The sequence below is a fragment of the Nocardia acididurans genome (assembly GCF_016741815.1).
Classification (GTDB): domain Bacteria; phylum Actinomycetota; class Actinomycetes; order Mycobacteriales; family Mycobacteriaceae; genus Nocardia; species Nocardia acididurans.
This window is the reverse complement of the sequence record NZ_JAERRJ010000005.1, coordinates 268,248-291,449: the sequence shown is the minus strand read 5'-3', so window position 1 is coordinate 291,449 and position 23,202 is coordinate 268,248. Positions and strand designations below refer to the sequence as shown.

Sequence of the window (23,202 nt, the reverse complement as noted above, 5' to 3'; positions counted from 1 at the left end):
CGTGCTAGACGTCAACTTCTTCGATGAACTCCGGATCGGCCTGGCGACCGCCGAAGACATTCGTAACTGGTCTTTCGGCGAGGTCAAGAAGCCGGAGACCATCAACTACCGCACGCTGAAGCCGGAGAAGGACGGCCTCTTCTGCGAGAAGATCTTCGGTCCCACCCGGGACTGGGAGTGCTACTGCGGTAAGTACAAGCGCGTCCGCTTCAAGGGCATCATCTGCGAGCGCTGTGGCGTCGAGGTGACCCGTGCCAAGGTGCGTCGTGAGCGGATGGGCCACATCGAGCTGGCCGCCCCGGTCACGCACATCTGGTACTTCAAGGGTGTGCCGTCGCGACTGGGCTACCTGCTCGACCTCGCGCCGAAGGATCTGGAAAAGATCATCTACTTCGCCGCGTACGTCATCACCGCGGTGGACGACGAGCTGCGCCACAACGAACTCTCCACCCTCGAGGCGGAGATGGACGTCAAGAAGAAGACCGTCGCCGATCAGCGTGACGCCGATCTCGAGGCGCGCGCCCAGAAGCTCGAGGCCGACCTGGCCGAGCTCGAGGCCGAGGGTGCCAAGTCCGACGTCCGCCGCAAGGTGAAGGACGGCGGCGAGCGCGAGATGCGTCAGCTGCGCGACCGCGCCCAGCGTGAGCTGGACCGCCTCGACGAGGTGTGGACCACGTTCACCAAGCTGGCTCCCAAGCAGCTGATCGTGGACGAGACCCTCTACCGCGAGCTGCAGGACGAGTACGGCGAGTACTTCACCGGCCACATGGGCGCCGAGGCGATCCAGAAGCTGATGGAGACCTTCGACATCGAGGCCGAGGCCGAGAACCTGCGCGAGACCATTCGCACGGGCAAGGGCCAGAAGAAGCTTCGCGCGCTGAAGCGCCTGAAGGTCGTCGCCGCGTTCCAGACCAACGGCAACTCGCCGATGGGCATGGTTCTCGACGCCGTGCCGGTGATCCCGCCGGAGCTGCGTCCGATGGTGCAGCTGGACGGTGGCCGCTTCGCGACCTCCGACCTGAACGACCTGTACCGCCGCGTCATCAACCGCAACAACCGCCTGAAGCGCCTCATCGACCTCGGTGCGCCCGAGATCATCGTGAACAACGAGAAGCGCATGCTGCAGGAGTCGGTGGACGCGCTGTTCGACAACGGCCGTCGTGGCCGTCCGGTCACCGGTCCGGGTAACCGCCCGCTGAAGTCCCTGAGCGATCTGCTCAAGGGCAAGCAGGGTCGTTTCCGTCAGAACCTGCTCGGTAAGCGTGTCGACTACTCCGGTCGTTCGGTTATCGTCGTCGGTCCGCAGCTGAAGCTGCACCAGTGTGGTCTGCCGAAGCTGATGGCGCTCGAGCTGTTCAAGCCGTTCGTCATGAAGCGTCTGGTGGATCTCAACCACGCGCAGAACATCAAGTCCGCCAAGCGGATGGTCGAGCGGCAGCGGCCGCAGGTGTGGGACGTCCTCGAAGAGGTCATCTCCGAGCACCCCGTGCTGCTGAACCGTGCGCCCACGCTGCACCGCCTGGGTATTCAGGCGTTCGAGCCGCAGCTGGTCGAAGGTAAGGCCATTCAGCTGCACCCGCTCGTGTGTGAGGCGTTCAACGCCGACTTCGACGGTGACCAGATGGCCGTGCACCTGCCGCTGTCGGCGGAGGCGCAGGCCGAGGCCCGCATCCTGATGCTGTCCTCGAACAACATCCTGTCGCCGGCGTCGGGTCGTCCGCTCGCCATGCCGCGTCTGGACATGGTGACCGGTCTCTACTACCTGACCCGCCTCGAAGAGGGCGCGAAGGGCGAGTACCGGGCCGCCACCAAGGACGAGGCCGAGTTCGGCGTGTACTCCTCGCCGGCCGAGGCGCAGATGGCCGTCGACCGCGGTGAGCTCACCGTGCGCTCGAAGATCAAGGTGCGCCTGACCGATCAGCGTCCGCAGAAGGAAATCGAAGCGGTCCTGTTCCCCGAGGGCTGGCAGCGCGGCGACGCCTGGACTGCCGAAACCACCCTGGGCCGTGTGATCTTCAACGATCTGCTCCCGGCGGACTACGCGTTCATCGACGAGCCGATGCCGAAGAAGCGTCAGGCGGCGATCATCAACGATCTCGCCGAGCGGTACCCGATGATCGTCGTGGCGCAGACCGTCGACAAGCTGAAGGACGCGGGCTTCTACTGGGCCACCCGTTCCGGTGTCACCGTCTCCATGTCGGACGTACTCGTTCCGCCGGAGAAGGCGGAGATCATGGAGCGCTACGAGGCGCAGTCGGATCAGATCGAGAAGAAGTACCAGCGTGGTGCGCTCGATCACCAGGAGCGCAACAACGCCCTGGTCAAGATCTGGCAGGAGGCCACGGAAGAGGTCGGTAAGGCGCTGCGCGCGCACTACCCGGCCGACAACCCGATCATCACGATCGTCGACTCGGGCGCGACCGGTAACTTCACCCAGACTCGTACCCTCGCCGGTATGAAGGGCCTGGTTACCAACCCGAAGGGTGAGTTCATCCCGCGGCCGATCAAGTCCTCGTTCCGTGAGGGCCTGACCGTTCTCGAGTACTTCATCAACACCCACGGTGCGCGAAAGGGTCTGGCCGACACCGCGCTTCGTACCGCCGACTCGGGTTACCTGACCCGTCGTCTGGTGGACGTGTCGCAGGACGTCATCGTGCGCGAGACCGACTGTGGCACCGAGCGCGGCATCGTCGTGCCGATCGCGGAGAAGCAGGCCGACGGCTCGCTCATCCGGGACGCGCACGTCGAGACCAGCACCTACGCTCGTACGCTGGCCACCGACGCGATCGACGCCAACGGCAACGTCGTCGTCGAGAAGGGCCACGACCTGGGCGATCCCGCCCTGGAGGCGCTGCTCGAGGCCGGCATCACCGAGGTGAAGGTCCGCTCCGTGCTGACCTGCACCACCGGTACCGGCGTGTGTGCGACCTGCTACGGCCGCTCCATGGCGACCGGCAAGCTGGTCGACATCGGCGAGGCCGTCGGTATCGTGGCCGCGCAGTCCATCGGTGAGCCCGGTACCCAGCTGACCATGCGTACCTTCCACCAGGGTGGTGTCGCGGGTGACGACATCACGGGTGGTCTGCCCCGCGTGCAGGAGCTCTTCGAGGCTCGTGTGCCCAAGGGCAAGGCCCCCATCGCGGAGGTCTCGGGTCGCGTGCGGCTCGAGGACGACGACCGCTTCTACAAGATCACCATCATTCCGGACGACGGTTCGGAAGAGGTGCTCTACGACAAGCTGTCGAAGCGTCAGCGTCTGCGGGTGTTCAAGCACGACGACGGTTCCGAGCGTCTGCTCGCCGACGGTGACCACGTGGATGTGGGCCAGCAGCTCCTCGAGGGCTCGGCCGACCCGCACGAGGTGCTCCGCGTGATGGGCCCGCGTCAGGTGCAGATCCACCTCGTGCACGAGGTCCAGGAGGTGTACCGCTCGCAGGGTGTGTCCATCCACGACAAGCACATCGAGGTGATCGTCCGCCAGATGCTGCGCCGCGTCACCATCATCGATTCGGGAGCGACCGAGTTCCTCCCGGGTTCGCTGGTGGAGCGCGCCGAGTTCGAGTCCGCCAACCGCCGCGTGGTCGCGGAGGGTGGCGAGCCCGCCTCGGGTCGTCCGGTCCTCATGGGTATCACCAAGGCGTCGCTCGCGACCGATTCGTGGCTGTCGGCGGCCTCCTTCCAGGAGACCACCCGCGTGCTCACGGACGCCGCGATCAACTGCCGCTCCGACAAGCTGATCGGCCTGAAGGAGAACGTGATCATCGGTAAGCTCATCCCGGCCGGTACCGGTATCAACCGCTACCGCAACATCCAGGTGCAGCCCACCGAGGAAGCCCGTCAGGCCGCGTACGCGGTGCCGTCCTACGACGACACCTACTACACCCCGGACGGCTTCGGCACCACCACCGGTGCCGCGGTCCCGCTCGACGACTACGGCTTCAGCGACTACCGGTAACCGGTTGAGCTAGAACCACATCGCCCCCGCTCCGATACGGAGCGGGGGCGATTGTCGTCTATGGGAGCAACACCGGAGTTATCCTGGCTGGACGCTGTGACATCCGCGCGGAGGAGTTGGCATGCCTGCTCGTCGTCGTACATTCACTGCCCTGCTGTGCGGCATCGCCGTGTCGAGTGTGGTCGCCGGGGTGAGTGCCGCTGAACCAGCGAAGGATTCGCTGGGTGGGTGCTTCAAGGGGGATGTGCTGACGGGGCAGCTGATGCCGGGGACGGGAAGCGCCGGGCAGACGGTGTGGCGGCAGGCGGGGGTGTGGGAGTGCCGGAGTTCGTTGCTGCCGGGGATCGAGAGTGGGCAGTTCTCCGCCGAGGTGCCGTGGCTGGGGTTCGGGGCGTTGTCCTCGGGGCGGTTCGCGTGGTCGGATGGGAGCGTCAGTGCTGCCGTGGGGTATCCGAATGGGTTGTGGGGGTTGACATCCGGGCCGGGGGCGGGGCACACGATCGTGTTGAATACGCAGCCCGTGATGACGGGGAACTGGTATTACACGACGGGGAGTCAGGCGCTCATTTCGGCGACGTTCCTGGATTAGCGAGGGAGTCGGCGTAGGCGAGGCCGGCGTCGATGGCTGCTTGGCCGCCGGACTGGTTGAAGCCGATCACGCCGCCGATGATCGCGCCGAGGACGGTGGTGATCGGGACGCTGATGAAGTCGTAGATGAAAAGCCCTGCGGGGAAACCGATCAGGAAGCCGATGGCCGCGCCGATGGCGGCGCCGCCGAGGATGCCGGGGACGGTGGCGGCGGCCGCGTCGAAGAAGCGCCGCTGGGCGTTGATGTCGCGGACGGGGGTGTCGGATTCGCCGATGGGGGTGAGGGTGAGGCGGCGGCCGTTGTCTGCGATCTCGGGGGTGACGGCCAGGGTCTTGCCCGCTACGTCGTATCGCAGTGGGACGGTGGCGATTTCGAGGCCGGCCTCGTCGGTGACCAGGACGGCCTGGCCGTCGAAGGTGGCGAGGAAGCGGCCCGCCTGGAGGGTGCTCACGGTGGCGCGGTGGTCGTCGGTAACTGCCGTCTGGAAGGCGACGCCGTGATCGGTGCCGCGCAGGCGCAGCGACGACTGCGGAGCGGAGTCGGTGGTCGCGGGAGCCGCCGCGGCGGGGGTGGCGGCGAGGGTGGTCGCGGCCGCCAGGCAGAGCAGTACCGGCGCAACGGATTTGGTCGTACCCATGGAACTGCCCCCTCGCGGTGCTGGGCACGTCGGCCCGGATTGTCGGGACGAACGTACCCAGGCGGGCTGCGGAAGGGGAATTCCCGCGGCCGAGATGGGATGCGGGTTACAGCGCGAGGGTGCCGGGTATAGCTCGGTGGTTGCCGTGCGGTCAGCGACCCGGGGCCGGGGGCAGGGCGTCGAAGGCGGGGCGCATGGCATCGGACGCGCCGGGGACGACGCTCTCGGCGTAGGCGAGGGTCGCCTCGACCGCCTCCTGGCCGCCGCTCTGCTGCAGGCCGATGGCCGCGCCCACGAAGATACCCACCACGGTGGTGATCGGGATGGTGAAGATGTCGAAGATGAACAGGCCCGCGGGGAACCCGAGCAGGAAGCCGACGGCGGCGCCGAGCGCGGCCCCGCCGAGCACGGCCGGACCGTTGGCCATGACGACGTCGAAGAACCGCTGCTGGGCGTTGATATCGCGCAGCGGCACCGGGGATTCGCCGATGGGGGTCAGGGTGAGGCGGCGGCCGTCGTCGGTGATTTCCGGGGCGACCGCGACGGACTTGCCCGCGATATCGTATTTCAGTGGGACGGTGGCGATTTCGAGGCCGGAGTCATTGGTGACGAGGACGGTCTCGCCGTCCCAGGTGGCGAGGAAGCGACCGGACTGGAGGGTGCTCACGGTGGCGCGGAGGTCGTCGGTGACGGCCGTGTCGAAGTCGACGCCGTGATCGGTGCCGCTGATCCGGAGGCCGGGTTGCTGTTCGGCCGCAGCCGGTTCGGCGGTGGCGGTGGTCGCCGAGATGGTGGTAGTCGCGGCCAGGCAGAAGAGCACCGGCGCAATGGTTCTGGTCATGCCCATGGAGATGTCCTCGCTTCGCGGGGCCGCGCGGCCCGGAGTTTCCGGACGAAAAGTTACCCGGGGCACTGCCATAGCGGAACCCTGTCGGCACATATAGGCCGAGGATTAGGGGGCTTGTCAGGTGTCCGGGATGGGACCGGGCCTTCGGATGACCCGAGTCCCTGTGATCCGGTGTGCCCGTGAGTCGCTACTGTGCCCTTGAGTCGCTACTGTGCCCGCGAATCGCTACGACTCGCCGTGCGCGGCGGTTTCGGGTTCGCCGAGCCGGACCGCCACGACGCCGATGAGAATCAGTGCGCCGCCGAGCAACTGGATGAGGTGGGGAGCCTCGCCCAGTAGCGCCCAGGCGAAGAGGACGGCGGCGAGCACCTCGGTGAGCGCGGCGAAGGAGGCCATGCGGGAGCCGAGCAGGCGGGCGGCGATGATGCCGGAGGCGTACGCCAGTGCGGCGGTCACGGTGCCCAACAGCAGGACCACCGCCCACCAGTGCGTGGTGAACCCTTCGAACGCAACGGGATTCGCGGTGGCCCGCATGGGCACGATGCCGATCGCGCCCGCCACGAGCAGGGTGAGTCCGCCGACCAGCAGCCCGCCCGCCGCGAGCACGGTGCCGGGGATCGCGCCCTCGCCCTTGGCGGAGAGCACGAAATAGGCTGCCGCGCCGACCATCGCGGCCAGCGCCCACAGCATGCCGACGCCGTTGGTGCTGACGCCCGAGCTCAGATCCAGTACGAGTACGAGCCCGATCAGTCCGACCAGCCCGCCGGCGATGGTGGCCGCGCCGGGCCGCTGCCGGTGCCGCAGCCACATCCAGCCCACGACCGCGATGGGCGCGGTGTACTCGACCAGCAGCGCGACGCCGACCTGAAGATGGGCGACCGCGTTGAAGTAGGCGAGCTGCGTGCCCGCGACGGGCACGATCCCGTACGCCAGGATCAGGGAGGCGTTGCGGCGCAGCACATTCCATTCGCCGCGCAGCTGCACGAGCGCGAACGGCAGCAGTACCGCCGCGCCCACGAGCACCCGCACCGAGACCACCGCGGCGGGACTCCATCCGGCGTTCATCAGCCCGCGTGCGAGCGCGCCCGAGAGTCCGAAGGACGACGCGGACACCACCGCGACGATCAATCCGTTGCGCAGCCGCCCCCGCACCGCGGTGTCATGAGTCATCGTCGCCATGACTAATGACGCTAAGGCTGTGTGTGTAATATGTCAACATGACTTTTGCTCATGACACCGAAGCGGCCATGGCCGCCGCGGTGGAGCTGGTGAATTCGGCGGAGCAGCCGGACACCCTGACCGAGATCGACCAGCTGGCAGAGTTTTTCGAACGGCACGGCTATACCGGCGCGCACGACCGCACCGCCGCCGAGCTCGCCGAGGTACGCGCCACCCGCGCGCCCCTGCGCCGCCTGCTCACCAGTGACCGCGACGCCGCGGTGCTCCTCGTCAACGAGATCCTGCGCCGCCATCGCGCCGTCCCCCAGCTGGTCACCCACGACCACCTCGGCTATCACATCCACGCCGTCCCCCCGGAGGCCCCGCTCGCGGTCCGCATCGAGGTGGAGATCGCCATGGCCATGATCGACCTGATCCGCGCCGACGAGCTCAGCCGGCTCGCCATCTGCGCCGACGACACCTGTGCGGGCATCGTGCTCGACCTGTCCCGCAACAGATCTCGCCGCTACTGCTCCACCGCCTGCGGCAATCGCAATGCCGTGGCGGCCTACCGCGCCCGCAACCGGTCCTGAAGCCCGTTCAGCAGGGTGTCCAGGCCGAACTGAAAGCTGTTGTCGGGCGCGGCGTTGTATTCGGTGGCGGCGGCGCGCTCGATGCGGGTGCGCAGTCGGGGGTAGTGCATGGCTATCTCGGTGGCCTCCGACATTGCCTGTGCCAGTTGGGCTTCCGGGTCCGCGCCCTTGCGCCCGAGCCGCCGGTTGAGTGAGACGTTGGCCGCCGCCCCCGCCGCGTTGCCGAGTACGAACATGAAGACGGTGGCCATGGCCTGATCGGCTTCCACGTCGTCGAATCCGGCTCGCTCGTAGATCTCCAGCGCACGATCGTCGTGCCGAGACTTGTTGGGGCCGTAGACCAGATATCCCGACTGCACCTGAATCATCCACGGATGCCGCGTGATCATGGAGTACATGCTGGTGGCCATGGCCTCGGCCGCCACGCGCCAATCCTCGCCCGGCTCGGGTAGTTCCACCTCGCTCCACACCTCGTCGGTGGCCAGCCGTACCAGGTTGTCCTTGTTCTTCACGTGCCAGTACATGGCGGTCGCCGCGGCGTCGAGTCGTTTGCCGAGGCTGCGCATGTTCAACCCGTCCAATCCCTCCTCGTCGAGGAGGGCGATGGCGGTGCCGATGATCTGTTCGCGGGTGAGCGTCTCGCGGGGCATGGCCTCACCATAGGCCCTCACCTGCGACTTTCACAAAGTTCAAGAAAACTCTTGCACTTAGTTCAAGTGGCGATGTACGTTCTTCTTGCACTTAGTTCAAGCGGGGCGCGAACAGCCCCGCCGCCAGAGGAGAACCGAAATGAACGCCGTCATCGCCACCGTCGAACTGGTCGCCGCCGCCGCTTTCCTGTCCATGCCGTTCGTCCGCAACCGCTACGGCACCGCCGCCATGGCCAAGGCCGAAGGCGAACTGGCCCGCCAGGGCGTGCGCACCACGGCCCTGCGCGAGAACGGCATGCGCTTCGACGCCAGCGGCCACGAGTGGTGGGCCCCGGGCGGCATCGCCGCCATCCTGATCGTCATGGCGGGCCTGAACCTCGCCGGATTCGACTGGATGCGCCCGGTCAACTGGGTCGTCATGGCGCTGCTGTTCCTGGGCAACAGCGTCATCGTCTACAGCAACCTGACCGCCGTGCAGTCGGTGACCGCGGCCTTCGCCAAGAAGAACGACCCGGAACTGGCCCGCATCGACGTCCGCACCCTCATCCAGGTCGCCGAATCCGGCTTCCCGAACTGGACCTGGACCCTGCAGAAGACCCGCAACACCCTCGTCTTCGGCGGCGCGCTCATCGGTCTCGCCGTCCTCGCCTTCGCCTGATCGAAAACAACGAAAGCCTTCGGAGCCCCGTCATGCCCACCGTGGTCACCCTCGCCGTCCTCCTGCAGGCCCTGCTGGCCGCCGCCATGTTCGTCATCTCGACCACCGTCTGGTTCACCGGCCGCCGGGCGCAGCAGTCCGCTGATGCCGAGGTCGCCCGGCAGGGTTTCGCCCCGGAAGTGCTGACCCGGCACGGAATTCGTTTCAAGGAGGAGCCTTGGGAGTTCGCCCTCGCGCTGACCATCGGCGCGATCCTCACGACCCTGGCCGTACTGAACGTCACCGGCACCGCCCGCCCGGCGTCCTGGATCGTGGAGCCGCTGATCCTGGTGGTCGTCGGATTCATCACGCTCAGCCAGGTGCTCGCCGTCCGCTACACCGAGGCGGTCCTGCGCCGTTCCCCGGACCCGCAAGCCCGCGATATCAACGCCCGCAAGGTGATCGAGGCCGCGCGGCGCGGGTTCCCCTCGGTCCTGCGGATTCTGGTGCCGGTGCGCTTCGTGCTCGCGACGGCGGGTTCGATCGCGGTCCTGATCCTGCTGTCCGTCCCCGCCGCGACACCCTGGTTCCACTGACGCAACAACGACAATCGCCCGTTCCGAATCCGGAACGGGCGATTTCGTATTCCGGCGAGGCGGCGAGTGCGTGCTTTCGGTGCTAGCGTGCCGATGCGCCACCAGTGGAACGACGGTTCACCCGAGAGTTATGACGATGCGAATGCCAGCTGTCCTGCGTCCCTACGATGTGGTCCTGATCGGTGGCGGAATCATGAGCGCCACCCTCGGCATACTGCTCAAACATCTGGAGCCGAGCTGGTCCATCGCCGTGTACGAACGGCTGCCGGAGCTCGGCGCGGAGGCATCGGCCGCCTGGAACAATGCGGGCACCGGACATTCGGGTCTCTGTGAACCCAATTACACGACCGAAAAGCCCGACGGCACACTCGATATCACCAAGGCCGTCACCGTCAACGAGCAATTCCAGCAGACCCGGCAATTGTGGGCGTCGTTGGTGGAGGCCGGAATTCTCGGCAAGCCCGCGAGTTTCATCAATCCGGTCCCGCATATGACCCTCGTGCAGGGCATCGAAGACGCCCAGTTCCTGCGCCGCCGGCACGAAAAGCTTTCCGGGCACCCATTGTTCGCGTCCACCCGATTCAGTTCCGCGGTGAAGACCATCGAACAGTGGGCCCCGCTGCTCGCACAGGGCCGCCTGCCGTCGGAGTGGCTGGCCGCGACCCACGACGCCACCGGGAGCGATGTCGATTTCGGCGCGCTCACCCGGCAGATGTTCACCCATCTCGAAACCGCCGGTGTGACGGTGCATCTGCGCAACGAGGTGCGCGGACTGCGGCAGAACAACGACGGCTCCTGGCAGCTGCGCATCCACCACCACACCGATCGGGACCGGATCACGCATCGCGTCGATGCCCGGTTCGTCTTCGCGGGCGCGGGTGGCTGGGCGCTGAAAATCCTGCAGAAGGCCGGACTTCCGGAGGTGCAGGGGTACGGGCTGCTGCCGATCAGCGGCCGCTTCCTGCGCTGCGACAATCCGGAGCTGGTCGACCTGCACGAGGCCAAGGTGTACGGCAAGGCTCCGGCCGGTGCGCCGCCGATGTCCATGCCGCACTTGGATACCCGCATCGTCGACGGCCGGCGCACGATTCTCTTCGGACCCTACGCGGGCACCAATCCTCGCTTCCTGAAACACGGTTCGGTGCTGGACGCGCCCAGCTCGCTGCGGCCGCAGAACGTGGGCCCGATGGCCTCGATGCTGAAGGACAACACCTCGCTGGCCTGGTTGCTGGTCTCGCAGCTGGCGGCCACGCGCCGCCGGAAGTTCGCCGCCCTACGGGAATTCGCGCCGTCGGCGCAGTCCGGGGACTGGACCATGATCACGGCCGGGCAGCGCGCCCAGATCGTGAAACCGGATCCGGTGCGCGGTGGCGTGCTCCAGTTCGGCACGGAAGTGGTTGCGTCACAGGACGGTTCGATCGCCGCCGTGCTGGGCGCGTCCCCGGGCGCGTCCACCGCCCCGGCCATCCTGCTGGAGGTGCTGGACCGCTGCTTCCCGCGCTACCGACAGCACTGGGCGCCCCGGCTGCGCGAGCTCATCCCGACCTACGGGGTGACGTTGGGCTCCGACGCCCGCCTGGCCCGGTACACCCTGGCCCGCACCGCGGAGATCCTGGGCCTGAACCCCGCCGAACCCGGTTAGCCCGCAGCTTCCTGTCACCCCGCCCCCATGGACAACGGCGTCCGCACTCGGTATGAAATTAGAACAAGTTTCAATTCGAGTGGGAGATGCGATGGACAGCGCCACCATGGGCGATCTGGTGATGGAGGGCTTCAAGAAGCTCGGCTTCATCCAGTTCACCGGGATCGAAGCGGTGGAGTTCGCCGCCGGCCGCAACCTGGTGACCATGGCCCCGCGCCCCGAACACCTCAACCACAACGGCGACCTGCACGCCGCGGTCCTGTTCGGCCTCGCCGAAACCGCCGCCATGGGCGCGTCCGTCTCCGGCATCGTCGACCTCATGGGCGAGACCTTCATCGTCGCCCGCGACGGCCGCATCGAATACCTGGCCCGCGCCAAGGGCGAGGCGGGCCCGTTCCTGGCCACCTCGGAACTCTCCGCCGAAACCGTCGACAAGGTCCGCGCCGATATCGCGGCCCACGTCGAAATCGAACTCGAGGTGCCGGTCCTCATCACCGACGGCACCGGAAAAGCTGTGGCCTCAGCGGCTTTCACCGCGGTCATGCGACCGCGCCGCAAGTAGGCCACACCGTCGAGGGGGTGGGCGCGGGTGCGGACCGCCCCCACCCCCTCGCCGTCTCCGAAACACCCCCCGTCATTCCGGCATGCCCTTGGCCGGAATCCACACAGTCGCCGTGGATCCCGGCCGAGAAGCGCACCGGGATGGCCAGCGTGACCCCGCAGGACGAGGCAGCCTTGATCAGCGCTCGCTGTCGAGCATGGCCATCTGCTCGGCGGCGTAGCGGGATCCGGCCACCCGCGCGGCGGGTGCGGCCGCCTCGATGGCCGCCAGCTCGGCATCCAAGAGTCGGATATCCACCGCGCCAACGGCTTCCACCCAGCGCTCCGGCCGCCGCGCGCCGATGACCGGCACGATGTCCTCGCCACGCGACAGCGCCCAGGCGATGGCCAGCTGCGCTACGCTCACCTCACGACGGGCCGCGATCTCGGCCAGCGCATCGACCAATCGCAGGTTGGCGGTGAGGTTCTCACCCTGGAAACGCGGACTGTGCGCCCGGAAATCATTGGCCGCCAACGCCCGCCCGGTGCGCAGCGAATCGCTGAGCAGACCACGCGAGAGCACCCCGTACGCGGTGATGCCGATGCCGAGTTCCCGTGCGGTGGGCAGTATTTCGGCTTCGATGCCGCGCGAGATCAGCGAGTATTCGATCTGCAGATCCGCGATCGGGTGTACGGCCGCCGCGCGGCGCAGCGTATCCGCACCCACCTCGGAGAGCCCGATGTGCCGCACATATCCCGCCTGCACCAATTCCGCGAGCGCTCCCACGGTCTCCTCGATCGGCACGCTCGGATCCAGCCGTGCGGGCCGGTAGATGTCGACGTATTCGGTGCCCAGTCGTTGCAGCGAGTACGCGAGGAAGTTGCGGATGGCCGCGGGCCGGGCGTCCACGCCGCCGAAACTGTGGTCCGGCCCGCGTAGCGCCCCGAACTTCACGCTGAGCAGCACATCCTCGCGCTTGCGATCGGCCAGCGCGGCCCGGATGAGCGTCTCGTTGTGTCCCATCCCGTAGAAATCCCCGGTGTCGATCAGATTCGCCCCGGAGTCGATGGCCGCGTGCACGGTGGCGATCGAGGTGGTGTCATCGGAGACGCCGTACATCCCCGACATTCCCATGGCCCCGAGGCCGATGCGGGAGACGGCGGGCCCGGTCGTGCCGAGCTGGACGGTGTCGAGTGTCTTCGTCATGACTCCGAGCCTGCGCGCCGGACCGGAAGACCGGGAGAGGACGGTCTATCGGAGGATCGCCGATCCCCGGCTACGACTGGACGGAACCCTGAGCGGCCGGGCGATGCGATGCCTGAGGCCCTGGCGGGTCTGATCGGTACTCCTACACGGTCGCGCGGGTGTGACGCCGGCGCCCGAACGCCGCCCAGCGGAGTGCGGCCACGGTACGGGGGCGGCACGGGCAGCGGGCCCGTCCCGGTCGTTTGCGGGGGACCGCTGAGCCCTGGATAACCGTGGCCCGGCGCGGGAGAGTGGGGTCATGGACCGAACCGAACTCGCGGATTTCCTGCGTCGTCGCCGGGAACAGTTGCAGCCCGCGGCCGTCGGCCTCGCGGCGGGCGCGCGGCGACGAACTCCGGGATTGCGCCGTGACGAGGTGGCCTTGCTGGCAGGCATGTCGACCGACTATTACACCCGGCTCGAGCAGGCTCGCGGTCCGCGGCCGTCCACCCAGGTGCTGGCGGCGCTGGCGCGAGCGCTGCGGCTGACCGACAGCGAACGCGATCACCTCTACCACCTGACCGGGCATCAGCCGCCCGCGCGTGGGGGCGACGCCCATGTGAGCCCGGGTCTGCTGCATGTGCTGACCAAGCTGGACGACACACCCGCCTGCGTGATCTCCGATCTGGGCGAGATCCTGGTGCAGAACCGGATACACGCGTTGCTCTTCGAGGACTTCTCGCACCGCCGCGGTCTGGATCGCTGCATCCCGTGGCTGTGGTTCACCGCGCCGGGACATCGCGACCGCTTCCCGGAGCCGGATCGGAATGCCATGAGCCACAAGCATGTCGCCGATCTGCGCGCCACCGCCGCCCGCCGCGCGGGCGATGCCGACATCACCGAGTTGGTGGCCCGGTTGCGTTCGGCCAGTGCGGAATTCGAGCGGCTGTGGCACGAGCACGAGGTGGGTACCGGCGCGGAGCAGGTCAAACGGGTCGCCCATCCGGAAGTCGGTGTGCTGGAACTGATCTGCGATCCGCTGCTGACTCCGAGTGCGACCCGGCATCTGCTGGTCTACTACCCGAAGCCGGGTACCGACACGCAGGACAAGCTGGATCTGCTGCGGGTCATCGGTACCCAGGCGTTGTCGAGTTGATTCAGAACCTCCGCTTGCGGGGCTTCAGATGAAGGCCCGGCAGCGGGGGAGCCGGAATCCGCTGCTCCGGCGTGTGCCCGGCGACATCGGGGAACCGCGCGAGATCGTGGTTCTCCCAATCGTTCCTGGCCGATTCGATCTCTTCGTGACTGCGCGCCACGAAGTTCCACCACATCACCAGATCCTCGCCGAACGGTTCGCCTCCGACGAGCAGCATATGCGCGCCCGCAGCGCTCGCGAGCACCAGTTCCGTCCGGTCGCTGCCCAGATAGAACAGCTGCTCCGGGCCGGTTTTCGTGCCGTCGGCAGTGATTTCGCCCTCGACCACCAGCAACGCGTGCTCGAACTCCGGGTTCAGCGGCAGCGTAACCTCCGCCCCGGATTCGAGACGCAGATCCGCACCGACGATCGGCGTGTAGGCCGTGGCGGGTGAGGTGCGCCCGCCCAGCGATCCGATCAACACGGTGCCGTGCAGCCCCGGCAGATCGAATTCCGGCAGATCCCGGTGCTGTTCGAAATGCGGTGCGACGAAACGTGATTCCTCAGGCAGCGCGATCCACAGCTGCAAGCCGCGCCCGGAGGTGTGCCCCGGAACCCGGTACTCGGAATGCGCGATCCCGCGTCCGGAGGTCATGATGTTGAGCTGCCCCGGCCAGATCTCCACGTCCGAGCCGACGCTGTCGCGATGCCGGATGCGCCCGTCCAAAGGCCAGGTGACCGTTTGCAATCCGATGTGCGGATGCGGATCGATATCGTGCCCTTCGGGTTTCGCGGGGGAGCCGGACCCGAAGTTGTCCAGGAAGCACCATGCGCCGACGGTGGGCAGATCGCGCTGCGGCAGCGATCGGTGCACCGTCACGCCGCGTACGCCGCCCAGCGGAACCTCGCGTGCGGGAAAGAAATCCGCGCGCGGGCCGGGCCGCCCGGAGGATTCGCAGAGCGCTTCCTCGGGCTTGGACTCCAGGTCACTCATGCCGCCTCCTTGTTGGTCTCCCTCACCGCTTGATGCCCTTGCCGACCACGTGCTCGTCGTAGTCCGGATGCTTGTCCAGCCAGCCCTTGATGAACGGGCAGCGCGGCACGATGACCCGCCCGCGCGCGATCACGTCGTCGATCGCGTCCTGGGCGAGCCGGTTGCCCAGACCTTTGCCACTGAAGGCGCCGTCCACCTCGGTGTGGATGAAGACGGTGTCGTTGTCGCGCTCGCGGTACTCGCTGAAGCCGGCGAGCGAGTTCCCGTACCAGACCTCGTAACGGTGTTGCGCGTCGTTTCGCACGACGGTTGCCACCACGGCCTGTTCGCTCATTGTTCAGTGCTCCTTCCGCACCCGCACCGGATGTTTGCTCATGGTCGACACGCGGTTGAACGCGCCGATCGTGGTCGCGGCCCAGATCAGTACGGACATCTGGTCATCCGACAAATGTTGCCGCGCAGCAGCATACTCACGCTCGATGATCGCTTCGTCGGGAAGCGTGGTTACCGTCTCGGCGAGTATCAGTGCGGCCTGTTCCTGTTTCGTGTAGAGCTCCGGGGCCCGTCGCCAGGCGTCCAGCACGGCGAGTTGCTGTGCGGTGACTCCAGCCTCGCGGGCCTGCCGCACGTGCAGATCGAGGCAGAACGCGCAGCTGTTGAGTTGCGAGACGCGGACATTCACAAGTTCCATGACCGCGCGTCCGAGATCGACTGTGGCAGCGGCAGTGCGGATCGTCAGCGCCACGCTGTTGAGGGCGTGGAAGACTTCGGGATGCTGCTTGTCGAGCCAGATCCGGTCATGATCGAAAGACCCCATAGTGGAGGCATCGTAAGCACAGAAGCTGAACCGTGCCCTCCGGTCCGAATATTTCGGGCATAACCGGCACGCCCGTTGTGTTGCCACATGGCATGCGCAGCACAACCACCGCCCAGGCGAGCATCCGCACCCGTGTGCGGATTCCGCTCACCTTCGGCGACGGCTACTCGACCATCGCGCAGGCGGTCACCTTCGACGGACTCGCCGACGGACGCGAACACCTCGCCCTCCTCTTGGGTGAACCCGGCCTCGGTGAACCCGGCGCGACCCCGCTCGTCCGGCTGCACTCGGAATGTCTCACCGGCGATGTCTTCGGTTCCGCCCGCTGCGACTGCGGACCCCAGCTGCGCGAAGCCGCCGAGCGCATCACCGACACCGGCGGCGTCCTGCTCTACCTGCGCCAGGAGGGCCGCGACATCGGCCTCTACAACAAACTCGACGCCTACGCGCTGCAGGATTCCGGCCTCGACACCTACCAGGCCAACACCGCCCTGGGCCTGCCCGAGGACGCCCGCGACTACACGGCGGCCGCGCAGATGCTTGCGGCACTGGGCATTACGGAACTGGATCTGCTCACCAACAATCCCGACAAGGCTCGTCAACTCGCAGGCTTGGGCGTTGGTGTACGCGCGACCGTCCCGACAGGAGTGCACAGCACGCCCGACAATCTGCGCTACCTGCGGGCCAAGGCGGAAGTCACCGGCCACACGATCGACCTCGCAGGCTGATACCGCGAAGACGAAGGCCCGCACGAGAACTCGTGCGGGCCTTCGGGTGTGCGCTACTCGCGCCCGGCCTGCGTGAAGCTCATATCCGCATAGCGGTTTCCGGTCACCTGGGCGGCGATCGGTTCCAGGGCGGCCAGTTCCTCGGCGGTCAGGGTGACTGTCGCGGCGGCGATGTTCTCCGCCACGCGGGTGCTGCTGCGGGTGCCCGGGATCGGCACGACCGGGAGGTGGTGCGCGGTGGCGCGGGAGTGCACCCAGGCCAGTGCGACCTGCGCCGGAGTGAGCCCGCGCGCCGTTGCGATGGTACGCAGCGGTGCGAGCAGTTCCGTGTTGCGGGCGGCGTTGTCCCCGGACCAGCGCGGCATGTTCTTGCGCACATCGGTGTCCGGCAGGCCCTCGACCGCGGCGGCCGAGCCGGTCAGGAAGCCGCGGCCCAGCGGCGAGTACGGCACGAAGGTGATGCCGAGCTCCGCGGCGGCGGGCACCACGCTGTTCTCCACGTCACGCGAGAACAGCGACCACTCCGACTGCACGGCCGCGATCGGGTACACCGCGTGCGCGGCCCGCAGTTCCGGCCCGGTCACCTCGGACAGCCCGATCTGCCGAATCTTGCCCTGTCGCACCAGATCCGCGAGCACGCCCACGGTGTCCTCCACCGGCACGCCCGGCTGCTTGCGGTGCATGTAGTACAGGTCGATCGCCTCGATGCCCAATCGCGCCAGGCTGGCGTCCACCGCCTGCCGGATGTAGCCGGGCGAATTGTCCGCGCCCCGGTAGGCCGGGTCGTCGGCCTTGCGCACGATGCCGAATTTCGTTGCCAGAACGACGTTCTCGCGGTTCGCGCGCACGAACTCGCCGAGGAACTCCTCGTTGTGCCCGGACCCGTACACGTCTGCGGTGTCGAACAGCGTCACCCCGAGTTCGAGCGCCCGATCCAGCGTCCTGCGTGATTCGACCAGATCCGAGTCCCCGTAGAACTCGCTGATCCCCATGGCCCCGTACCCCTGGATCCCGACCTCGACGCCGGCATTGCCGAGGGCCGCGGTGGGCAGAACCTGTGTGGTGCTCATGGCTGAATCCCTTCGCTCACGCGTCTTTTCGACACGGCCCGCCAGTCGGCTCGTGGATCGCCCTCGTAGTTGGCGATCTTGCAGTCGAGGACGGCGACCGTCTGCTGCAGCTCCTCGATCTGAGCGAGCACATCCGCGCGGGTGCGCCGGAACATCTCCAGCCGCTCCGGGAAGGTCGAATCCCCGGCGCGCACCAGCTCCGCGTACCGGACCATGTCGGCCACCGACATGCCGGTGCGGCGCAGCTTCCCGATCAGCTCCAGCCAATCCAGGTCGCGGTCGCTGAACCGCCGTTGCCCGGCATGATCGCGGCCCACGTAGTCCATCAACCCGATGCGCTCGTACCAGCGCAGCGTGTCGCGGGTGAGCCCGCTGCGTTCGGAGACCTCTCCGATCGAATACCGCGGCCGCTGGTAGTCGGCCCCGTACTCCGCCTGCTGCTGCGCCGGTACACCCACTGATCTCGCCCTTCTCGAGGAACAACGACGACGTTAGCCACCTGGAGTGCACTCCAAGCAAGACCAATTCTGCCGTCAGCCGCGGGTCGTGTCCTCGGTGAGTTCGGGCACGGTCTCCCCGGCCGCCATGGCGTCGTCGGCCGCCGCGTCGGAACCGCCGCGCAGCAGCCGCCAGGCCACCCCGACCAGCAGCACCGCCGCCCCGGCGAGCGCCAGCGGGCTGCGGGAGACGCGGTCACTGACATCGAGAACCCATGTCTCCAAGGCGAATTCGGTATCGGTGCTGAGCACTCCCGGCAGTGCGGAGGTGCCGTCGAACATCAGGAACAGCACGCCGAGCGCGATGAAGAACAACCCGGACAGCAGGGAGGTGGTGTGCAGCCGCACCCGCCCGGCGGTCAGGGTTCGACCGCGCAGCCAACCCCTGCGGCCCAGATCGAACCGATCCCAGAGCAGCGCGAGCACGAACAGCGGCACGGCCATGCCCAGCGCGTACACCGCGAGCAGCAGGCCGCCGTGCACCGGATTGCCGCTCACCGCCGCGACGGTGAGGATCGAACCCAGGATCGGCCCGGCGCAGAATCCGGCCAGACCGTAGACCAGCCCGAGCAGGTACACCGCACCCGCGCGTTCGGGCCGCCCGATCCGCGCGGCCGCCCGCTGCGCGAAGCCGAACGAGAAACCGCGACCCACGATCTGCAGCACCCCGAGCGTGATGATGGTCCACCCGCCGATCGCGATCAGCAGTTCCCGATGCCCGTAGAACAGCTTGCTGGCGAACGATCCCGCGATGCCGAGCGGCACCAGCGTGGTCGCCAGCCCGAGGTAGAACTGCCAGGTGCGGGCCAGCAGCCTGCCGCGCGAGCCGAACGAGTACGCGAAGAAACTCGGCAGCAGCAGCGCGCTGCACGGACTCACCAGCGCGAGCAACCCGCCGAGGAAGGCGGCCAGGAATCCGATGCTGCCGATCACGAGCCCGCCTTCCGCGCGGCCTCGTTCTTGGCGGATTCGACGACCGACAGGAAGAACTCGGTCGGCTGCGCGCCGAGCACGGCCCGGCCGTTGATCAGGAAGGCTGGCGTCGAGGTGACCCCCAGGTTGTAGCCCTCGCTCAGATCGGTGTTCACGGCCTTGCTCGCCGCATCGGACGCCTGATCCGCCCGGAATCTGGCGATATCGGGAACCCCCGCCTGTTCGGCGAATTCGGCCAGCCGATCCGGGGTGAGCGCGCCCGAGTTCTTCGGCAGTGCCGCCGCGTACAGCGCATTGTGGAACTCCCAGAACCGGCCCTGCTGCCCGGCGGCCCACCCGGCCGCCGCGGCCTGCTTGGACTCCTCCCCGAAGATCGGGAAATTCCGCCATTCGATGCGCAGCACACCCGCGTCGACGTACTTGCCGATCAGAGCCTGCTCGGTGTCCTGTGCGAACTTGCGGCAGAACGAGCACTGGAAATCGGAGTACTCGATCATGACCACGGGGGCGTCGACCGAGCCGAGCGCATACGGACTGTTCGGATCCAGCCGAGCCAGCTTCGCCCAGGCGGCGTCCTTGGCGGGATCGGTGACGGCGGCGGTGTCGGACGGTTCGGACCCGCTCATCCGGGAGACGGCGATGAACAGCAACCCTGCGGCAGCCAGCAGCATGAGGGCCGCGCCGACCTTGCGGAACAGCGGCTTTCGCGAGTTCCGGCGAGTGGCGGACGAACTGGGCGCGCCGGTGCGACGGCGCGCGCGGGTGGGAGAAGACACGGGTACTCCTGAACTGCCCGTCGCCGAACGGCGCGGGCTGGGATGACGGATGTGGAGAGGCAGCGCGGCAGCCATGTCCCACACGGGAATTCGAGGGAATGGCGTCGCACGCGGCTAAATCAGCAAAACCGTCGTCAGGTGTGGAGCCGGGAGTGGCTGGGTGAGCGGCGTTCCCGAGCCACGCGGTGGCGACAGCGGGATCGCGAGCTGATCGGCCGGGCGGACCGCGCCCAGTGCGGGACCGATGCCGTCGCGCTGCGTGGACGCGGAAACTGTTGCCGGACCCGGTTTCCCGGGCTCCGGACCGCGCTTGCACCCGGCCGGCGCGTCGGCGCGCACCGAGCTCACCGCGGATCGCGCATCCACCGGGTCCGCGGCCGATCGTGCGTCGATCGGGTTCGGATCCGCCGCGGATCGCGTGTAGACCGGGTTCGCCGGGTTCGATGCGCCGACGACCGCGAATACCCGCTGCGCGTCGAATGCGGCTGCCGTACCGCCTGCTTCGAGGGGAGCGGTGGACGCGCAGTTCAGCAGTGCGCCGATCAGAACGGCGACGATCGCGATCAGCCCGGCGAGGAGTCCCCGGCGGCGCTGACCGAGCCTGTGCGGTTCAGCGCGGCCGACGATCACACGTCCGAACATACCGCAGGCAATCGGTGGGCTAATACGAAAGCACACCCGGAGGGCGGGCGCAGGGCCCGGCCGCCGGGTGTGGGGGATTCCGCGACTCAGTGCTGCTGTGTTCCGGCCTGCCGCGGCAGCCCGAACGCCACCGCGAACGAGGCCACGGTGAGCAGCAGCGCGACGCCGGTGACCGAGCGGATCGCGCCGAGCGCCACCTCCGGGCCGTCGCCCATCGCGAATCCGCTGAAGAACACGGTGCCCAGGGCGGCCACGCCGAGTGCCGCCGCACCCTGCTGGAAGGACTCCAGCAGGCCTGAGGCCGAACCGATTTCGTGATCCTCTAGGTCGCCGACGATGATCCCGAACAGCGGCACGAAGATCATGCCCATGCCGAGACCGTAGGCGAGCAGGGCGGGTGCGAGCGCCGAGGCGGTGGGCGCCGAGTCGCCGCCGAACTGGAAGAACAATGCGATCAGGCCGACCGTCATACCGGCCAGACCCAGGTGCAGCACCGAGCGGCCGAGTCTCGGGGCCAGACCCGCGCTCAGTCCCGAGCCGAGGAACGCGCCCACCGCCCAGGGAGCCATGGTCAGGCTGGCCCGCAGCGCGCCGTAACCCAGACCCATCTGCAGGAAAAGTCCTACGGCGAGCGAGAATCCGCCGATTCCGCCGAAGAACACGGTCACGAACACGATGCCCGAGGTGTAGGAGCGCTTGGCGAAGACGCCCAGGTCCACCAGTGCGACCCGGCCCGCACGATTGCGGCGCGACTGATCGGCGGCGAACGCGCCCAGCACCGGAATCGAGGCGATCAGCATGGCGATGCTCCACCACGGCCAGCCCAGTTCGCGCCCTTCGACGAGTGGGTACAGCAGCAGTGCCATACCGGTTCCGGCGACGATCGCGCCGCGCAGATCCAGCTTCAGCCCGGGCAGCGGGCTCGCCGCGGGCAGGATCCACGCGCCGAGCGCCAGCGCAACCAGACCGAGCGGCAGGTTCATCAGGAAGATCGAGCGCCAGCCGGTGCCGAGCACATCGGCGTCCACGAGCAGACCGGCCACGATCGGCCCGGCGATGGTGGCGATGCCGATGAGCGGGCCGAAAGCCGCGTAGGCCTTACCGAATTCGCGTCCGAACAGATCCCGGATGAGCCCGAAGCACTGCGGCACCATGACCGCGGCGAACAGTCCCTGCGCGATCCGTCCGATCAGCAGCAGTTCGATCGAGCCCGCGAGCCCGCACAGCATCGAGGCGACCAGGAATCCGGTGAGCCCGATCTGCAGGACCCGTTTGCGCCCGTACATATCGCCGAGCCTGCCGCCGGTGAGCAGTCCGATGGCCATGGCCAGGGTGTAGCCCGCGCTGAGCCACTGCACGGTGGCGACCGAGCCGCCGAGATCGGCGCGGATGGCCGGTGCGGCCACGGTGACGATGGTGGCGTCCAGCAGGTTGAGCAGCGTGGCGGCCAGAATGGCGAGCAGCCCGAGCCACCGGTGTGCCACGGTCTGCTCGGATTCGGTTGTGGCGGTGGTGTTCTCGACTGGCGGGCGTTCGATGGCGATGGTCACTGCGGTCTCCTGGGAGAGGGTTCGGGCTCCAAGAACGGAATGGTTCGTTCCGTTTTCATTGAAACAGAATTATTCGTTCCGTTCAAGACGGGAACAGATCATTCCGTTCTGTTACTGTGTGAGCCGTGCGGCCGGTCGGGCCGCGAATCTCGAAGGGAAGAACCCATGTACCTGGTTGTCGGCGCCACCGCTCATTTCGGCCGCGAAGCCGTCACCGCCCTGCACGCGGCGGGCCGCCCGGTGCGAGCCCTGACCCGGCGGCCGGAAACCGCCGGGATGCCGTCCGGTGTGGAGGTGGTCAAGGGTGACCTGACCTCGGAAGAGTCTCTGGCCGAGGCGCTTTCGGGTGTGGAGGCGATCTATCTGGTGATCCGGTACGGCATGACCGTGGCCCCGCTGCTGGCCGCCGCCCGCACGGCCGGGGTGCGCCGCATCGTCTTCCTGTCCTCCGGCGCGGTCGTCGACGGCGACGAGCCGCAGCCCGATGTCATCGCCGAATACCACCGCGAGGTGGAGCGGGCCATCGAGGCGTCCGGCATCGAATGGACTTTCCTGCGCCTACTCTTCCCGGCCGTCAACTCGCTGACCTTCGCCATGCAACTCGCGGGCGGCGACGTGATCCGGGCGGCCTACGGCGAAGCCGCCGCGTCCGTCGTGCACGAGAACGATGTCGCCGACGTGGCCGCGGCCGTGCTGCCGGGCGGGCACGCGGGCCGGATCTACGAACTCACCGGCCCGCAATCGCTCACCCAGGTGCAGCAGGTCGAGATCCTCGGGCAGGTGCTCGGCCGCCCGCTCACCTTCGAGGAACTCGACGACGCCCCGGTGCGGGAGCAGATGGCGCAGTTCATGGATGCCGCGTTCATCAACGCCCTGTTCGATCTGATGGCCGTCACGGTCGGCAAGCCGGCCGAGGTCAACAGCCTGGTCGAGGATCTGACCGGGCACGCGCCGCGCGGCTATGCCGAGTGGGTGCGCGATCACCTCGCCGATTTCGCCTGACCCCCAGGGCGGCAATGCCGTTCGCGTC

Annotated in this window: 24 protein-coding genes; 10 read left to right on the top strand and 14 right to left on the bottom strand. The window is 67.8% G+C overall.

The annotated features are described in order from the left end of the window. Position 1 precedes the first annotated feature (1 nt). Positions 2 to 3,955 carry a DNA-directed RNA polymerase subunit beta' gene (locus tag JK358_RS14485; protein WP_201947816.1) on the top strand — a complete coding sequence of 1,318 codons (3,954 nt, stop codon included), beginning with the start codon at positions 2 to 4 and terminating at the stop codon, positions 3,953 to 3,955. Positions 3,956 to 4,076: 121 nt separating this feature from the next. Continuing rightward, a complete protein-coding gene (locus JK358_RS14480; protein WP_201947813.1) occupies positions 4,077 to 4,544 on the top strand; it encodes a hypothetical protein in 468 nt (155 codons plus the stop codon). On the opposite strand, the gene JK358_RS14475 is transcribed toward JK358_RS14480, so the two are convergent. The 3 genes from JK358_RS14475 to JK358_RS14465 form a co-directional block, all read right to left on the bottom strand. Continuing rightward, positions 4,519 to 5,181, bottom strand: a complete 663-nt coding sequence (locus tag JK358_RS14475) for a DUF8020 domain-containing protein (RefSeq protein WP_201947811.1) — start codon at positions 5,179 to 5,181, stop codon at positions 4,519 to 4,521. The genes JK358_RS14480 and JK358_RS14475 overlap by 26 nt on opposite strands. A 151-nt stretch (positions 5,182 to 5,332) precedes the next feature. After that, positions 5,333 to 6,028: a DUF8020 domain-containing protein gene (locus JK358_RS14470; RefSeq protein WP_201947808.1), complete on the bottom strand. Its 696-nt coding sequence runs from the start codon at positions 6,026 to 6,028 to the stop codon at positions 5,333 to 5,335. Positions 6,029 to 6,253: 225 nt separating this feature from the next. Then, complete coding sequence (locus JK358_RS14465; protein ID WP_201947805.1) at positions 6,254 to 7,207, bottom strand: EamA family transporter; 954 nt, start codon at positions 7,205 to 7,207, stop codon at positions 6,254 to 6,256. Positions 7,208 to 7,245: 38 nt separating this feature from the next. On the opposite strand from JK358_RS14465, the gene JK358_RS14460 reads away from it, so the two are divergent. Next, entirely contained in the window at positions 7,246 to 7,779 is a 534-nt protein-coding gene (locus JK358_RS14460; protein WP_201947803.1) for a CGNR zinc finger domain-containing protein, read from the top strand. Here the strand turns inward: JK358_RS14460 and JK358_RS14455 are convergent. Next, complete coding sequence (locus JK358_RS14455) at positions 7,755 to 8,429, bottom strand: TetR/AcrR family transcriptional regulator C-terminal domain-containing protein (RefSeq protein WP_201947801.1); 675 nt, start codon at positions 8,427 to 8,429, stop codon at positions 7,755 to 7,757. The genes JK358_RS14460 and JK358_RS14455 overlap by 25 nt on opposite strands. A gap of 139 nt (positions 8,430 to 8,568) precedes the next feature. Here JK358_RS14455 and JK358_RS14450 point away from each other — a divergent pair, with 139 nt between their 5' ends. The 4 genes from JK358_RS14450 (at position 8,569) to JK358_RS14435 (ending at position 11,866) form a co-directional block, all read left to right on the top strand. Then, positions 8,569 to 9,087: a hypothetical protein gene (locus tag JK358_RS14450; protein ID WP_201947799.1), complete on the top strand. Its 519-nt coding sequence runs from the start codon at positions 8,569 to 8,571 to the stop codon at positions 9,085 to 9,087. 32 nt (positions 9,088 to 9,119) lie between these two features. Continuing rightward, on the top strand, positions 9,120 to 9,662 hold the full coding sequence (locus JK358_RS14445) for a hypothetical protein (protein ID WP_201947797.1): 543 nt from the start codon (positions 9,120 to 9,122) through the stop codon (positions 9,660 to 9,662). 136 nt (positions 9,663 to 9,798) lie between these two features. Then, positions 9,799 to 11,304 (top strand): malate dehydrogenase (quinone), encoded by a 1,506-nt coding sequence (mqo, locus tag JK358_RS14440; protein WP_201947794.1) that lies wholly within the window; start codon positions 9,799 to 9,801, stop codon positions 11,302 to 11,304. Positions 11,305 to 11,395: 91 nt separating this feature from the next. Then, positions 11,396 to 11,866 (top strand): PaaI family thioesterase, encoded by a 471-nt coding sequence (locus JK358_RS14435; protein WP_201947792.1) that lies wholly within the window; start codon positions 11,396 to 11,398, stop codon positions 11,864 to 11,866. Between the two features lie 177 nt (positions 11,867 to 12,043). On the opposite strand, the gene JK358_RS14430 is transcribed toward JK358_RS14435, so the two are convergent. Further along, a complete protein-coding gene (locus JK358_RS14430; RefSeq protein ID WP_201947790.1) occupies positions 12,044 to 13,051 on the bottom strand; it encodes an aldo/keto reductase in 1,008 nt (335 codons plus the stop codon). A gap of 298 nt (positions 13,052 to 13,349) precedes the next feature. Between JK358_RS14430 and JK358_RS14425 the strand changes: the two genes are divergently transcribed. Beyond that, on the top strand, positions 13,350 to 14,186 hold the full coding sequence (locus JK358_RS14425) for a helix-turn-helix transcriptional regulator (RefSeq protein ID WP_201947788.1): 837 nt from the start codon (positions 13,350 to 13,352) through the stop codon (positions 14,184 to 14,186). 1 nt (position 14,187) lies between these two features. Here JK358_RS14425 and JK358_RS14420 read toward each other — a convergent pair whose 3' ends face one another. The 3 genes from JK358_RS14420 to JK358_RS14410 are packed head-to-tail and all read right to left on the bottom strand — an operon-like array spanning position 14,188 to position 15,976. After that, positions 14,188 to 15,159 carry a pirin family protein gene (locus JK358_RS14420; protein WP_201947786.1) on the bottom strand — a complete coding sequence of 324 codons (972 nt, stop codon included), beginning with the start codon at positions 15,157 to 15,159 and terminating at the stop codon, positions 14,188 to 14,190. Between the two features lie 22 nt (positions 15,160 to 15,181). Beyond that, a complete protein-coding gene (locus tag JK358_RS14415) occupies positions 15,182 to 15,493 on the bottom strand; it encodes a GNAT family N-acetyltransferase (protein WP_201947784.1) in 312 nt (103 codons plus the stop codon). Positions 15,494 to 15,496: 3 nt separating this feature from the next. After that, on the bottom strand, positions 15,497 to 15,976 hold the full coding sequence (locus tag JK358_RS14410; protein ID WP_201947782.1) for a carboxymuconolactone decarboxylase family protein: 480 nt from the start codon (positions 15,974 to 15,976) through the stop codon (positions 15,497 to 15,499). Between the two features lie 92 nt (positions 15,977 to 16,068). Here JK358_RS14410 and JK358_RS14405 point away from each other — a divergent pair, with 92 nt between their 5' ends. Beyond that, positions 16,069 to 16,704: a GTP cyclohydrolase II gene (locus JK358_RS14405; RefSeq protein ID WP_201947780.1), complete on the top strand. Its 636-nt coding sequence runs from the start codon at positions 16,069 to 16,071 to the stop codon at positions 16,702 to 16,704. 53 nt (positions 16,705 to 16,757) lie between these two features. On the opposite strand, the gene JK358_RS14400 is transcribed toward JK358_RS14405, so the two are convergent. The 6 genes from JK358_RS14400 to JK358_RS14375 form a co-directional block, all read right to left on the bottom strand. Then, positions 16,758 to 17,774 (bottom strand): aldo/keto reductase, encoded by a 1,017-nt coding sequence (locus JK358_RS14400; RefSeq protein ID WP_201947778.1) that lies wholly within the window; start codon positions 17,772 to 17,774, stop codon positions 16,758 to 16,760. Then, positions 17,771 to 18,232, bottom strand: a complete 462-nt coding sequence (locus JK358_RS14395) for a MerR family transcriptional regulator (RefSeq protein ID WP_201947777.1) — start codon at positions 18,230 to 18,232, stop codon at positions 17,771 to 17,773. The genes JK358_RS14400 and JK358_RS14395 overlap by 4 nt, the downstream gene beginning before the upstream one ends. 75 nt (positions 18,233 to 18,307) lie before the next feature. Then, positions 18,308 to 19,204 carry a cytochrome c biogenesis CcdA family protein gene (locus tag JK358_RS14390; RefSeq protein ID WP_307817517.1) on the bottom strand — a complete coding sequence of 299 codons (897 nt, stop codon included), beginning with the start codon at positions 19,202 to 19,204 and terminating at the stop codon, positions 18,308 to 18,310. Further along, on the bottom strand, positions 19,201 to 19,980 hold the full coding sequence (locus JK358_RS14385; protein WP_307817516.1) for a DsbA family protein: 780 nt from the start codon (positions 19,978 to 19,980) through the stop codon (positions 19,201 to 19,203). The genes JK358_RS14390 and JK358_RS14385 overlap by 4 nt, the downstream gene beginning before the upstream one ends. Positions 19,981 to 20,094: 114 nt before the next feature. Next, complete coding sequence (locus tag JK358_RS14380) at positions 20,095 to 20,610, bottom strand: hypothetical protein (protein WP_201947775.1); 516 nt, start codon at positions 20,608 to 20,610, stop codon at positions 20,095 to 20,097. Positions 20,611 to 20,708: 98 nt separating this feature from the next. After that, the gene (locus tag JK358_RS14375; RefSeq protein ID WP_201947774.1) at positions 20,709 to 22,172 is read right to left on the bottom strand and encodes an MFS transporter; all 1,464 of its coding nucleotides are present in this window, start codon (positions 22,170 to 22,172) and stop codon (positions 20,709 to 20,711) included. A gap of 165 nt (positions 22,173 to 22,337) precedes the next feature. Between JK358_RS14375 and JK358_RS14370 the strand changes: the two genes are divergently transcribed. Continuing rightward, complete coding sequence (locus JK358_RS14370; RefSeq protein WP_201947773.1) at positions 22,338 to 23,174, top strand: NAD(P)H-binding protein; 837 nt, start codon at positions 22,338 to 22,340, stop codon at positions 23,172 to 23,174. Positions 23,175 to 23,202: the final 28 nt, after the last annotated feature.